This window comes from Micromonospora sp. C97 (assembly GCF_018070385.1).
Classification (GTDB): domain Bacteria; phylum Actinomycetota; class Actinomycetes; order Mycobacteriales; family Micromonosporaceae; genus Micromonospora; species Micromonospora parva.
Window position 1 is genome coordinate 214,010 of the sequence record NZ_JAGPXU010000004.1, and the last position, 13,261, is coordinate 227,270.

The 13,261-nt window shown below is 69.9% G+C and carries 12 protein-coding genes and 3 tRNA genes; 7 read left to right on the plus strand and 8 right to left on the minus strand.

Features of this window, described 5'->3' with window-relative positions; translation table 11 throughout:
- The first annotated feature begins 97 nt into the window (after positions 1–97).
- Complete coding sequence (locus tag KBX26_RS33160; RefSeq protein ID WP_210865220.1) at positions 98–1,132, plus strand: hypothetical protein; 1,035 nt, start codon at positions 98–100, stop codon at positions 1,130–1,132.
- Between the two features lie 194 nt (positions 1,133–1,326).
- Here the strand turns inward: KBX26_RS33160 and KBX26_RS09080 are convergent, their stop codons facing one another.
- Positions 1,327–2,610 (minus strand): glycosyltransferase 87 family protein, encoded by a 1,284-nt coding sequence (locus KBX26_RS09080; RefSeq protein WP_210865156.1) that lies wholly within the window; start codon positions 2,608–2,610, stop codon positions 1,327–1,329.
- Positions 2,611–2,682: 72 nt separating this feature from the next.
- Here KBX26_RS09080 and orn point away from each other — a divergent pair, with 72 nt between their 5' ends.
- Together orn and KBX26_RS09090 are read left to right on the plus strand one after the other, a co-directional pair.
- A complete protein-coding gene (gene orn / locus KBX26_RS09085) occupies positions 2,683–3,273 on the plus strand; it encodes an oligoribonuclease (RefSeq protein ID WP_036411320.1) in 591 nt (196 codons plus the stop codon).
- A gap of 104 nt (positions 3,274–3,377) precedes the next feature.
- Positions 3,378–3,453, plus strand: a tRNA-His gene (locus KBX26_RS09090).
- 113 nt (positions 3,454–3,566) lie between these two features.
- Here the strand turns inward: KBX26_RS09090 and KBX26_RS09095 are convergent.
- Positions 3,567–4,853 carry an Ig-like domain-containing protein gene (locus KBX26_RS09095; RefSeq protein ID WP_210865157.1) on the minus strand — a complete coding sequence of 429 codons (1,287 nt, stop codon included), beginning with the start codon at positions 4,851–4,853 and terminating at the stop codon, positions 3,567–3,569.
- 247 nt (positions 4,854–5,100) lie between these two features.
- Positions 5,101–6,363 (minus strand): Ig-like domain-containing protein, encoded by a 1,263-nt coding sequence (locus tag KBX26_RS09100; protein ID WP_210865158.1) that lies wholly within the window; start codon positions 6,361–6,363, stop codon positions 5,101–5,103.
- 188 nt (positions 6,364–6,551) lie between these two features.
- On the opposite strand from KBX26_RS09100, the gene KBX26_RS09105 reads away from it, so the two are divergent.
- Positions 6,552–6,627, plus strand: a tRNA-Lys gene (locus KBX26_RS09105).
- 72 nt (positions 6,628–6,699) lie between these two features.
- Here the strand turns inward: KBX26_RS09105 and KBX26_RS09110 are convergent.
- The gene (locus KBX26_RS09110; RefSeq protein ID WP_210865159.1) at positions 6,700–7,548 is read right to left on the minus strand and encodes a LysR family transcriptional regulator; all 849 of its coding nucleotides are present in this window, start codon (positions 7,546–7,548) and stop codon (positions 6,700–6,702) included.
- 108 nt (positions 7,549–7,656) lie between these two features.
- Between KBX26_RS09110 and KBX26_RS09115 the strand changes: the two genes are divergently transcribed.
- Positions 7,657–8,388 carry an SDR family oxidoreductase gene (locus tag KBX26_RS09115; RefSeq protein WP_210865160.1) on the plus strand — a complete coding sequence of 244 codons (732 nt, stop codon included), beginning with the start codon at positions 7,657–7,659 and terminating at the stop codon, positions 8,386–8,388.
- 102 nt (positions 8,389–8,490) lie between these two features.
- Here the strand turns inward: KBX26_RS09115 and KBX26_RS09120 are convergent, their stop codons facing one another.
- Together KBX26_RS09120 and KBX26_RS09125 are read right to left on the minus strand one after the other, a co-directional pair.
- Positions 8,491–9,426 (minus strand): GlxA family transcriptional regulator, encoded by a 936-nt coding sequence (locus KBX26_RS09120; protein ID WP_210865161.1) that lies wholly within the window; start codon positions 9,424–9,426, stop codon positions 8,491–8,493.
- 16 nt (positions 9,427–9,442) lie between these two features.
- On the minus strand, positions 9,443–9,877 hold the full coding sequence (locus KBX26_RS09125) for a DUF6010 family protein (protein ID WP_245233610.1): 435 nt from the start codon (positions 9,875–9,877) through the stop codon (positions 9,443–9,445).
- A gap of 215 nt (positions 9,878–10,092) precedes the next feature.
- Here KBX26_RS09125 and KBX26_RS09130 point away from each other — a divergent pair.
- Positions 10,093–10,168: transfer RNA gene (locus KBX26_RS09130), tRNA-Lys, on the plus strand.
- A gap of 105 nt (positions 10,169–10,273) precedes the next feature.
- Here the strand turns inward: KBX26_RS09130 and KBX26_RS09135 are convergent.
- Positions 10,274–10,858, minus strand: coding sequence for a transglutaminase family protein (locus KBX26_RS09135; protein ID WP_210857789.1), 585 nt, complete (start codon positions 10,856–10,858; stop codon positions 10,274–10,276).
- Between the two features lie 192 nt (positions 10,859–11,050).
- On the opposite strand from KBX26_RS09135, the gene KBX26_RS09140 reads away from it, so the two are divergent.
- On the plus strand, positions 11,051–11,608 hold the full coding sequence (locus KBX26_RS09140) for a hypothetical protein (protein ID WP_210857790.1): 558 nt from the start codon (positions 11,051–11,053) through the stop codon (positions 11,606–11,608).
- Between the two features lie 41 nt (positions 11,609–11,649).
- On the opposite strand, the gene KBX26_RS09145 is transcribed toward KBX26_RS09140, so the two are convergent.
- The gene (locus tag KBX26_RS09145) at positions 11,650–13,185 is read right to left on the minus strand and encodes a sigma-70 family RNA polymerase sigma factor (RefSeq protein WP_210865162.1); all 1,536 of its coding nucleotides are present in this window, start codon (positions 13,183–13,185) and stop codon (positions 11,650–11,652) included.
- Between the last annotated feature and the right edge of the window lie 76 nt (positions 13,186–13,261).

Here is a 13,261-nt window from a genome sequence, read left to right on the forward strand (position 1 = left end):
CGCAGTCGGTGTCGGCCGTGCCGTGGATATCCCCTGATCAGGCGGGCTGCGTCGGTAAGGTCGGCCGGGTATTTGGCTACGGAGGGGGACGGTGCGGATGCGGTTCGTGCGGGCGATCGCCGGGATGCTGCTGTTGGTTGTGGGAATTCCGGCGCTGTTCGCCGGTGGCGGGCTGTGGCTGGTGACCCGACACGCCGACCCCGGTGGGGTCTTCACCGCCCGCTTCGAAACGGTCCGCACGCCCGGTCACGCGGTGGTGGTCACCGACCTCGACCGGCTGCTGCGACAGGAGGCGCCCTTCGCGCGTACCGCGCAGGCCCGGCTGCACCTGGACGCCCGCACCACTGGCGGGCCGGCGTTCGTCGGGCTGGCGCCCACCGCCGAGGTGCGTGGCTGGCTGGCGGCGGTGCCGCACGCCACGGTCCGCCGGGTGGCGTTGGCCCGGGGGCCGCTGCCGGTCCGGCTCGACCCGGCCGGACCGGCCATCGACACCCCGCGCACCGACCCGCCGGGCGCCGCGACGGCCGACGGGCTGGTCACGCCGCTGGGTCGGCCCTTCTGGGTACGCGAGGGAATCGGCTCGCTGGAGTGGAGCGCGGACGACCTCGCCGACGAGCCCATGAGCCTGGTGGTGATGCGCCCCGACGGCGGTGCCGACCTGGCCCTGGACCTGCGCGCGGAGTTGCAGGTCGGGTGGACCGGTCCGACCGCCTGGGGTCTGCTGGCGGTCGGCGTGCTGCTGGTGGTGGGCGCGGTGCTGATCCTGCTGCGACCGCTGCGCCCGCGTGAGGTGATCTTCGTGGTCGAGCCGGACCAGGTGCCGGTGCTCGCCGGTCGCCTCGGGGTCACGTCGCTCAGTGGCCTGGGCCCCCGGAAGCCGGAGCCGACCGAGCCGTTGGCGGTACGTCAGCTCACCCCGGTCGGTGCCGGGGCGGCGGAGCGGTCCCGGTCGGCGATCGGTGCCCGCCCGGCCACCCTCGCCGACCTTGACGAGCCGGTACGGCTGCCCCGTCCGCCGGAGGTGACGCTGAGCCTCGCCTGGCCGCCGGCCGACACGGACGAGCCCACGGCCCGACCGGTGGTGGCCCCACCGGCTGACGGCCCTGCTGGTGGCGCCGGGCCCGCCAGCTGACGGCCTGCTGGTGGCCGGGCCTCGCCGGGTGGCCTTGCCCTGCGGGTGGCGGCCTGGCCGCTGACGATCTTGGCGAGCGGGCCGCCCGGCGGTGGGTGGAACGGCGAGTGGCCCTCCGCGCTGCCGACGCGGAGGGCCACTCTCACCGGGGGATCGGTGCTACCCGAGCGACGCTTGAGGTAGATGAGGACAGGTTAGCGCCGATCATGGCTACTCGGGAGGTCTGTCCAATTGGTGCGATTTTCCGCACGCAGCCTCGACCGCACCGGCAGCGCGACCAGCAGCAGCAGACTGAGCAGCACGTACGTGTTCTGCAGGAGGAAGTCCAACGGGTCACGGGTGCGGACCGGCGCCACACCCCAGGCCTGGAACGTCACCACGCCATAGATCGTCAGGGCGGTGATGCCCACCGCGAGGGCGGCCAGCCACCGACGTCGGCGTGCCTCGTCGGGGCGGTTGGCGCTCAACGCCGCGTCGGCGAGCAGCACCACCGCCGGCACGAACCAGTAGATGTGGTGGGTCCAGGTGATCGGGCTCGCCAGGGAACCGACCAACCCGGTCAACGTCAGGCCCGTCAACGGGTCACCGGCCCGCGCGGCGCGGGCGGCCCGCCACAGCCCGTAGCCGGCGACCACGGCGACCAGCAGCAGCCAGAGCAGCCGGTCCGGCTTCTCCGGGGCGGTGAACCGGCTGAGCAGGCCGAACAGCGACTGGTTGCCGACGATGTCGGTGCGCCCCACCCGCTCGGTGGTCCACAGCTCGTGGGTCCAGAACCGCCACGAGTCGCGCGGGGCGATCGCCGCCGCCAGCAGCGTCGCCGCCGCCGCGGTCGCGCTCGCCACCGCGGCGGCCCGCCACCGGCGGGTGACCAGCAGGTACACGATGAAGATGCCGGGGAAGATCTTGAGCGCCGTCGCCAGCCCCACGCCCACCCCGGCCCAGCGTCGCGCCCGCGGTACCGCGAACAGCAGATCGGCCAGGATCAACACGACCAGCAACATGTTGATCTGGCCGAAGGTGATCGTCTCCCGGATGCCCTCCACCGCCAGCACCAGCAGGACGGCGGTGACCAGCGTGAACGTTCGGGGCAGGCCGTGTCGGTCGATCACCGGCATCACCAGCCACCGGGTGGTCAGCACCACTGCCAACACTGTCAACGCCGTGAAGATCGCCACGGTCGCGCCGAGCCGCAGCAGACCGAACGGCCACAGCAGCAGCGCACTGAAGGGCGGGTAGGTGAAGTACAGCTCGCCCTGCACCCGGTCGGGTTGCACGTAGTCGTAGAGCGGGTGGCCGACCCGCCACCAGTCCATCGCGGACATGTAGATCTTGAGATCGAAGAAGTCGTGCACGAGGCCGGGCAGGTAGAGCGCTGGCAGCACGGCGCTGAGCGCCACCACGGCGACCAGGCGACGGACCGTACGACCGCCGGGATCGTCTTCGGTGACGGCGGGCGGTGCGACGGGTTCTGCTGGCACCCCGAAACCCTAGCGGTCCGGTCCGCCGAGAGCGCGCAGCCACAGGGCGTGGGCTGCGCGTAGGCTGTCCCGGTGGCTGATCTCCTCGTCTGGATCGACTGTGAGATGACCGGGTTGGACCTCGGCAGGGACAAACTGATCGAGGTTGCGGCACTGGTCACCGATCCCGACCTCAACGTGCTGGGTGACGGTGTCGACGTGGTGATCCACGCCGACGAAGCGGCGCTGGAGGGGATGCCGGAGATCGTGCAGACGATGCACGCCAAGTCCGGCCTCACCGAAGAGGTCCGCCGCTCGGCGGTCACTCTCGCCGAAGCCGAGGACCTGGTCCTGGAGTACGTCCGCGGCTTCGTGAAGGACCCGCGTACCGCCCCGCTGTGTGGCAACTCGATCGCCACCGACCGGGGCTTCATCGCCCGGGACATGCCCCGCCTCGACGCGCACCTGCACTACCGGATGATCGACGTGTCGTCGATCAAGGAACTCTGCCGTCGCTGGTACCCCCGGGTGTACTTCGGCCAGCCGCAGAAGGGTCTCGCGCACCGGGCGCTGGCCGACATCCGGGAGAGCATCCGGGAGTTGGAGTACTACCGGCGCACCGTCTTCGTCCCGCTGCCCGGCCCGGATGTCGAGACCGCCAAGGCCATCGCCGCCGAACTCTGACCCCGGCCGCGCCGACCGGCAACCCGCTGGACGTGCCTGGCTGTGGTGTGGCTATTATTGGTCCGCACCCCGCCCGGAGCGATCGACCGGGCGACGGCGGCATGGTGGCTGTAGCTCAGTTGGCAGAGCACCGGGTTGTGGTCCCGGTTGTCGTGGGTTCAATTCCCATCAGTCACCCCACTGGTTTCACCGCTCAGGCCCCCTCTTCGGAGGGGGCCTGAGTCGTTTTTGGGGTCAGGCAGGGGCAGCCACGCAAAAGCCCCCTCCGCAGAGGGGGCTTTTGCTCGGGTGGCTCAGGCGGTCGGCGTGGCGGACGGGGTGCTCGTCGCGTCCGGGCTCGGGGTGGTGGTGTCCGGGTCGGCCGGGGGCTCGTACGGAATGGCACTGCCCTTGACGTACTCGTCCCAGCTCATGTTCCAGTCGGTCCAGCCGTTGCCGTTCTGCAGCTTGCGCTCGGTGCCCTTGACGGTGATCGGGTCGCCGATCTGGGTGTTCTTGAAGAGCCAGTCGCCGTTGGCCATCGACACGTTCACGCAGCCGTGTGACACGTTCACGCTGCCCTGCTGCCCCTCGGACCAGGGTGCCGCGTGGATGAACTCACCACCCCAGGTGAGGCGCTGCGCGAAGTCAATCTTGGTGCGGTAGCCCTCCTCCGGGCCCAGCTCCTCGAACGTGTCGAAGACCGTCTTGCGCAGCTTCTCGATCACGACCATGGTGCCGCTGGACGACGGGGTGCTCTTCTTGCCCAGGCTGACCGGGATGGTCTTGATCACCGAGCCGTTGCGGGTCACCGTCATCCGCTTGGTCTTGTTGTCGACCGTCATGACCACCGCCGCGCCGATCTTGATGTCCACCGAGAGGTCGGCGCGGCCGTACCAACCCGCACCCATCGGCAGGCCACCCGCCTGCACCCGGTAGGAGACAGTGCTGTTGGGCTTCCAGAACTCCTTCGGCCGGTAGCGGATCTCGGTGGGGCTGACCCAGTGCCAGATCCCCTCCTGCGCCGGGGTCGAGGTGACTGTCATCCGGCGCTGCACGTCGTCGCGGTAGTCCTCCGGGATGTTCCGGCTGAACTTCACGATCAGCGGCATGCCCACCCCGACCACCTGGTTGTCACCGAGGAAGCTGCTCACCCGAACCTGGTTGCCGGGTTTGGCCATGGTGGTGAAGGTGCTGGTCGCGGTGGCCGGGCGCCCGTCGTCGCCGGTGGCGGTCACCGTCGCCGTGTAGCTCGTGCCGTATGCCAGCGCGCCGGCCGGCAGCCACGACGTGCCGTCCTTGGCGAGGGTGCCCTCGACCGTCTTGCCGGCGGAGTCCTTCAGCTCGACAGCGGTCTCCACGGCGTCCTTGGTGGTGAACGTGATGCCGGTGGACGCCGGCACGTCCTTGGCGTCGGCCGCCGGCTCACTGATCGTCGCCGTGGCCTTCGGCGCCGGGTTCTCGCCACCGCCGTGCCACGAGGACGGCTTGTCGCCGTCGGTGCAGGCGGAGGTGAAGGCCAGCGCCACGGCGAGAAGCACCGCCGCGAACACGCGGCGTCGCCCACCGGGCCTGATCAGCTGGTCCTGGCTAGCTCGCATGAATTCCCTCACAGTCGTGGTCGCTGCCCCATCGTCTCCTACTGACGCGCCAGAGCCGGCCCCGGTTGCCGAGGGTGAACCGAAACACGCCATCAATAGTGCCCGAATTCTGCTACTATTCGGCGTTTCGTGAGTCTGGCTCGTCTCCGTAACGGGGATCGCGGGTCGCCGCGCCGTCCTCGCACGGCGGGAGTGCAAGGGTACGCCGGCCCCGCCAACGGCAGAGCCGGCGCAACGAGCCGACGCCTCAGACCGCCGGACCGGCTCCACCACTGGGCACCGGCAACGCGCTGCCCTTGATGAACTCCGACCAGCTCAGGCTCCACGCCGTCCAACCGTTGCCGGCGGCGATCCTGCGCTCGGTCCCCTTGATCGTGATCGGGTCACCGATCCGGGTCTTGTCGAACAACCACCGGGCGTTCGCCATCGACACGTTCACGCAGCCGTGCGAGACGTTCCGTCGGCCCTGCACGTGCTCCGACCACGGCGCGGCGTGGATGTACTCGCCACCCCACGTGAGCCGCTGGGCGAACTGAATGTCGGTCACGTAGCGGTTGGCCGGGTCCGGGTCGTCCCGGGTGTCGAAGACGGTGGCTTCCTTCTTCTCCATCACCACCATCGTGCCGCTCGACGACGGCGTGCTCTTCTTGCCCAGGCTCACCGGGATGGTGCGCACCGGCGCGCCGTTCTCGTACACCGTCATCTTCTTGTTGGCGTTGTCGACCTTCATCTCGAACGACCGGCCGATCTTGGCGGTGGCCTTGCGGTCGATGTCGCCGTACCGGCCGTTGCTCAGCGGGATGCCGGCCAGGGCGATCCGCACGGTGATGGTGGTGCCGGGTTTCCAGTACTCGGGGGCCCGGTAGTAGGCCTGCGTGCCGTTGCTGACCCAGTGCCAGGCGCCCGGCTGCGGCGGGTCGGTCTTGACGAACATCCGCTTCTGCACCGCCGCGCGGTCCTTCTTCGGGATGCCCGGGTGGAACTCGGTGACCACGGGCATGGCCACCCCGTAGCTCTTGTCGTCGAAGAGGTAGAGGCCCGAACCGATCGTCGACTTCGGCTTGGCCATCGTGGTGAAGCTGCTGGTGCCCTGGCTGCTCGTGCCGTCCGACGCGCTCGCCGTCACCGTGGCCGTGTAGCGGGTGCCCCACTTCAGCGGCGCGGACGGCACCCAGGACGAACCATCGGTGCGCAGCTTGCCCTCGACCGAGCCACCACCGTCCGCCGTCAGGGTCACCGCGGACACCTTCCCGCCACCCGGGAGCTTCGCGCTGATCTCCGTGCTGACCGGCCGGTTCTTCGTGCCGTCGGCGGGGCTCAGTGTGAGCGGCGGGCCGCTCGGTGCGCTCGGCGCCGAGGGCGCGGCTGAACCAGGGGCGGCGCTCGCGTCCGAGGACGCCCCACCAACGAATTCCGGCTTCTTCTCGTCGCCGCCACACCCGGCCAGTGCCAGTGACGCCGCCAGGGCCAGAGCGCCCACCACCGCCCCGGCTCGCGTGAACCGTGCCATCCCCACCTCTGTTCTCGCGTACCTGGCGGACATCGTGCCGTATCAGCGCCGCCACCCACGCCCCGGACTTTCGTACGCGGGTGCCTTTGTAGCCATATGCCCGGTAAGCTCGACCGAAGGGGGGAGCCGGGTAACCGGATTGGAGCCCGGCTCGACCGGGTGCTAATCTTCTCTCCGTTGCCGAACGAGCGCCGCTAGCTCAACTGGCAGAGCAGCGGACTCTTAATCCGCGGGTTCGGGGTTCGAGTCCCTGGCGGCGCACCAACGAGCAAGGCCCTGACCTGGCGGATGTCTGCCGGTCAGGGCCTTTTTCGCGTACGACGTGCGATCCAGCCGCTAGAGGCGGAGTGCGGCTCGTACAAGATCAGCGACGGCTCGGGAACGGCTGTGCGGGGGCCAGGCGATGACCGTGGTGACGTCCGGCGCGTCCACGATCGGCACTGCGACGACATCATCGTTCAGCTGGGATCGGGCGGAGTCAGGCACGACCAAGACGGTCCGGCCAAGGGAGGTGAGCTGCAGAAGCTGTGAGTGGCTCTGTGCCTCAGGACCTGGGCCGTCGGGATAGGTGCCATCATTCCCGGGCCAGCGCGGTAGAGGCAGGTCGGGCAGCTCGGTCACCTCGCTCAGCTGCAAACTCCCGCGAGTGGTGAGGGGGTGGCCGGCCGGGAGGATGGCGACCTGGCCCTCGGTGGACAGCTCCTCGGTGTCGAATCCGCCGAGGTCGTCGAACGGGTGGTGAAGGATCGCGACATCGGCACGGCCGGTCCGCAACAGTCGTTCCTGTTCGCCGGGGCCACACAGCACCACGTCGACGTCGACCGAGCCAGGTTCGGCGGCGTATACGTTCAGCAGCTTCGCGAGCAACTCGTTGCACGCTCCAGCCTTGGTCGCCAGGACGACGCCAGGGTGACCGGTAACGGCGAGAGCTGCGCGGCGGGTGCGATGTTCGGCAGCTTCCACAGCGTCCAGCGCTGCTCGTCCTTCGTGCAGCAGGACCGCACCGGCTTCGGTCAGGGTCACCGACCGGCTGTCACGCCTCAACAAGGTGGCACCCAGACGGCGTTCGAGCTGACTGATCGCCCGCGACAATGGAGGCTGGGCTATGCCCAGGCGTTGCGCTGCTCGGCCGAAATGCAACTCCTCGGCCACGGCGACGAAGTACCGCAGCTCTCGTGTCTCCACCCGTAGAGCCTAGCTGTGGGGTACGTAGGTGCGGCGATACCGTGAGGGTATCGCCCGTGACTCAGGTGGTCTTGGACGGCTCGCCAGCCGCGATTCAGAGTCGAAGACATGAGTGACAAGAAGATCGCCCTGGTCACCGGGGCCAACAAGGGCATCGGGTACGAGATCGCGGCAGGCCTGTGTGCGCTGGGCTGGAGCGTGGGTGTCGGGGCGCGTGAGCAGACCCGGCGGGACGCGGCGGTGGCGCGACTGCGGGACGCCGGCCTCGACGCCTTCGGTGTCCCGTTGGATGTCACCGACGACCGCACTGTCGCCGCCGCAGCCGATCTGATCGCCGAACGCGCCGGACGCCTCGATGCCCTGGTCAACAACGCCGGAATCACCGGTGGCGGGCCGCAGCAGCCGAGCAGCGTCGATCCGGCCGTCATCCGCGCGGTGGTGGAGACCAACGTCATCGGTGTCATCCGGGTGACGAACGCGATGCTGCCGTTACTCGGTCGGTCGGCCTCGCCGCGCATCGTGAACATGTCCAGCAGCGTCGGTTCTCTGGCCCGACAGTCAGGTCCCGGTGGTGAGACCTCCACAGGCCCGGTCGCTGTCGCCTACGCGCCCTCGAAGTCGTTCCTGAATGCGGTGACCCTCCAGTACGTCCGGGAACTGGCGGACACGAACATCCTCATCAACTGCGCCTGCCCGGGCTTCGTCGCCACCGACCTCAACGGCTTCCGTGGCGTGCGTACTCCCCAGGAAGGCGCAGCGACCGCCATCCGCCTGGCCACACTGCCCGACGGAGGCCCCACCGGTGGATTCTTCGAGGACGCAGGTGTGGTGCCCTGGTGACGGTTCGGGGGCTCTCGCGCTGGCCCGACGCTGCTCGGCGTCGGGCCGGCTGCTGCACAGCGGCTGCGTCATCCCTGCCCATCGGGTGCCCGGGCGTCGCGGTCACCGGAAGCTCCGCCGATACGCCTGCGGGCTGGTGCCGGTGATGCGCTTGAAGCAGTCCCGGAAGGCGGTGGTGGAGCCGAAACCCACCTGCGTCGCCACCCGGTCGACGGGATGGACGGTGGTTTCCAGGAGATGCTGCGCCTGGTGAACGCGGACCCGGTGCAGCCACCGTAGCGGGCTGGTGCCGGTCTGGTCGCGGAAGTGCCGGTTCAGCGTCCGGGTGCTCAAGCCGGCGTGGCGGGCGATGTCGGCGAGGGTCAGCTCGCGCCGGGCGTTGTCGCGCATCCAGGTCAGCAGCGGCTCCAGTGTCGCCCCGTCGGCGGCGGGCGGTTCGTACGTGATGAACTGCGCCTGCCCGCCCGCGCGTTCCAGCGGCATGACGGACAACCTCGCCGTGGCGGCCGCGACATCGGCGCCGTGGTCGCGGCGGACCAGGTGCAGGCACAGGTCGAGCCCGGCGGCGGCGCCCGCGGAGGTCAGGAACTGGCCGTTGTCCACGTAGAGCACGTTGGGGTCGACCTGGATCCGCGGATGTTCGGCGGCGAGCCGGTCGGTGGCGAGCCAGTGCGTGGTCGCGCGCTGCCCGTCGAGCAGGCCGGTGGCGGCGAGGGTGAACGCGCCACCGCAGATCGAGGCGATCCGGGCACCGTTCGCGGCGGCGGCGCGCAGCGAGTCGAGGACCGTTGCGGGCGTCGCGGCGGCGGGGTCGGAGACGCCCGGCACGACGACTGTGTCGGCGTCGACGAGCACGTCCAGGCCCCACGGCACCGCCATGCTGAACGCCCCAGCGGTGACCGTCGGTGTGGCGGCGCAGACGAGAACGCGGTAGCCGGCGCGGCCGTCCGGCAGGCGGGTGCGCTGGAAGACCTCCATCGGGGTGGCCAGATCGAACGGGACGACACTGTCGAGGGCGAGCACGGCCACTGTGTGCATGGCGGAATTCAACCAGTCAGGACCGTGCGGTCACCGACGGCCGCGCATCGGTCGCCCGCCGCGCGACCCGGCCGTACAGGTCTCTCACCGACAGGCCACCGGCGAAGCACCAGAGCGCGATGACCGGATCGCAGAGCGCGCAGCCCAAGGACGAGTCATGCAGTGACGGGATGATCGGGGTGCCGCGCCGGTGGTGCAGCACGTCCCAGACCGTGTGCAGGAGCCACCCGACGCCGATGAAGGTGTACGAGGTGAGCCCGGCGTAGCCCACCACCAGCAGCAGCGCGCAGAAGAGCAACTCCCACAGCCCGAACCCGCCACCGCTGATGTAGGCGGCCCCGGCGCCGGTGACGACGAGCGCGTTCAGGCGTCGCCGGTGCGGCTCCGGGACGAGGGAGTTGAGCCCGACGTAGACCAGCCCGATCACCACGGGCATGACGTAGCGCAGCACGGTCCGCCCCGTTTCCGTTCCAGTTGAGGAGTGTCGAGAGGGAGCCTAGGAAAGCTCGCAGTCGGCGACGAGAGGCGAAAATGCCATGGTCCGCCGGATTCTCGCCACTGATCCCGGCGGTCCTGACCGGGTAGCCCGCGCGGACACTGAGGCGGGTGTCCCTGTTTTCCCAGCGGCACCCTGGCGTGCTAGCGTCTCGTCCCGTTGCCGATCGAGCGCCGCTAGCTCAACTGGCAGAGCAGCGGACTCTTAATCCGCGGGTTCGGGGTTCGAGTCCCTGGCGGCGCACCAACGATCAAGGCCCCGACCTGGTGGTTCACACCGGGCCGGGGCCTTTTTCGTGTACGGCTGCGGCGGATGGCGGCTCGGCGGGTGCCCGGCGTCCGCTGTCCCGACTCAGGGCGTAGCGGGCAACCCGGTGCGGCACAGTTCAAGAGCGTCTCGAGCACCGCGCAGGGCTGCGATCACATTGGGCGAGGGCCGCACGTGCACTTCAGGAAGATCGAGGCCGGTCGAGCCGTCGGTGATCGGGTAGGCCAGTTGCTCACGCCCGAGCCGGAACTGGGCGTCGATGCCGGTGCGGTTGCCACGCGGGTCCTGGCGGTGCCAGCGGCCCGCGAGGTAGACGGCAACGAGGCCGTGCAGGAAGGGCTTTCCCCCGTCGGTCAGCTGTTGGTAGCACAACCCGGCCGGGACGCCGGAGGCCCGGGCCACGGCCACCAGCAGGTGCGACTTGGCATAGCAGAGGCCGACGCCGGCGCTGAGCACCTCGCCTGCGGTGATGGTGATCCGCGGATCCTGGGCGTCCACGGAGTGCCCGATCCGGTCACGAACCCATGCGAAGGCGGCCCGCGTGAAGTCGACGTCGTCCGGGTGCGCCGCGCGAAGTTCACCAGCTAACGCCCGCACTGCCGGATGGTCCACCTCGACGACCGTGTCACCGCCCAGGTACTCCATCGGTTCGCCCGCGACCAGTTGCACAGCTGTCCCTTTCCCCGCGGCCTGTCGGATCGAGGCTGCTCCATCGCGCCATGACCCGTCGCGTACGGTGACGGTCCCATCTCACCGCGGCCATGCTCGGCCTGTCACCCTCATTCCCGGCCACAGCTGCGGCAACGCGCCGGCAGGGTCTAGGTTCTTCGCGGCTGGCATCGACGACGGTGAGGGGTAAGCGTGAGCGACGTGAGGCTCAACCAGGGAGGCTTCCAGGGCGGGTTCGACCTGCTCGTCACTCCCGACGTGCGGTTCACGCGGTTGTTGCGACGGGATCTGCGGCGGATGAGCTGGTTGTTCGTCATCTCGGGTCTGCTGTTGTCGATCACGAGCCTCGGTACGTTCACTGCCGACGGCGGGTGGCTCCTAGCCGGGCTGTTCGGCGTCCCGTTCGGGGCGGTCTGGTGCATCGCGGGGCTGATCAACGGCTCGGCGTACCTGCGACGTCACGCCGAGTTGAGCGCGCCGGTGCGGTACGTGTTCACTGCGGAGGCCATCGAGTGGCACACCGCTCATGCGGCGTTGCGGTTGCCGTGGACGGCGATCAGGCACGCCGTTCGGATGCGGGAGGCGTACCGCCTGGACTGCGCGGACCAGCAGCCGCGGTACCTGTGCCGGACGACGCTGGCCCCGGCCGAGGATGCGCGGGTGGCCGCGTACCTCGATGAACGGTTGGCGGCGCGGCTGGCCGCCGAGGCGTCCGTGCGGCCGATGCCACCTGTCGGGGGTGGAGCGTAGGCGGGCCGGCCCGGCGACGACAGTCGCCGGGCCGGAGAGCCTCAGTAGTCGATGTTGATGGCGGCGATCTGGCGGGAGCCGTTGTAGACGATGGCGGGGCCGGCGAAGCGGGAGCTGGCGTAGGTCAGTGCCGTCTTGTGGCCGGGACTGTTGAACCACGCCTCGATGATCTGCTCGGGCGGGGAGTTGCCCGAGGACGCGAACAGGACCTCGTGCCCGCAGTGCTCGAAGGTGCCCGCGTCCAGGTTCTGCTTCACGCAGTCCTCCGCGAGGTTCTGCTCGTTGGTGCGCATCTTGACCTCGGTCAGCCCGAGCGCGCGGCGTCGTTCGTTGAGCAGCACCAGCAGGCGTTGTTCGGCGGCGGACACGCCGGCCGGCAGAGCGGCGGCCGACTTCTTGGCCGGCCTGTTCGGCGTCGGTGACGGGGTTCGCGTCGGCGTCGCCGACCTGCTGGGGGTGGGGCTCGGGCGTGCGGCGCTCGGGGAGGGTTCGGGCGCCGTGGGGGAGGGCGACTCGACAGCGGGTTCGGTCGGCTCGGGGGCGGGGTCGGTGACCTGCGCCGAGGGTTCGGCGGCTGTGACGCTCGCCGGCTGCTTCGTCGGCCGGTCGGCGTAGGTGGTGATGATGAGCCCGCCTCCTCCGACCATGGCGACGGCCGCGACGGCGCCGACCAGGGTCTTGGGCAGCGACAGTGCCGTGAGGCGGGCCTTGGGCGCCAGTCCGGCCTTCGCGTACGCGCCTGTCGAGGCGGCGCCCTGCGAGGTGGCGACGAGCTGGGCCTGGTGGGAGACGTCCGACGCGAGGCGGGCCGGGACCGGCGTGAGCGCGAGGCCGGCGAGCAGCCGCTCGGCGGGAACCAGATCGGAGGTGGTGTTCGGGCAGTACGTGCAGTCGCGGATGTGCCGTGCCAGCCGCTTGCGCCACACCGGAGCCGGCTGGCCGTCCCAGTCGGCGGCCGTGTCGATGAGGCCGGCGCAGCCGGGCCGGGCGGTGAGGGCCCGTACGACGAGCCGCGCGGTGTCCAGCTGCGCCTTCATCCGGCCCACCCGGACGGTCACGAGATGCGCGTCGAGGCGCAGGGCGTCGACCAGGTCGGCGCGGGAGAGGTGACCGGCCTCGACCAGCCACCAGAGGGACAGCAAATGGCGGTGGTCGTCATCCAGCCACCGTGTGGCCAGCACGACCTCCCGGCGCTCATCGGACAGGCGGAGCCGGGTCAGTGTCAGGTCCTCGAAGTCGGAGCCCGGGACGACCAGGTTGTCGATGTCCTCCGGCGCCGTGGGTGTGGTGTGCCGGTACTGCTTGTGCGCCCGTACCTCGTTCATGGTGACGGCCACCAGCCAGGACCGGAACAGCCGCGGATCGCGTACGCCCGCCAGCCCGCGTACGATGCTCAGCATCGTGTTCTGGACCACGTCGTCGACGTCCGCGGAACGGCTCATCGCCCGGCCCACGATGTTGTACACCAGGGGTAGGTAGTGCGAGACCAGCTCATCCATCGCGGCGTGGTCGCCGCGGCGGGCCGCGTCCACTACCGCCGACAGGTCGGTCCTGTTCGGGTACGCGTGATAGGTCACGCTCACAACCTCGCCTTCACGGGACATTCTCGTACACCGTGGAGATGGGTTGAGACCCGCCCAGGTCACACAAACT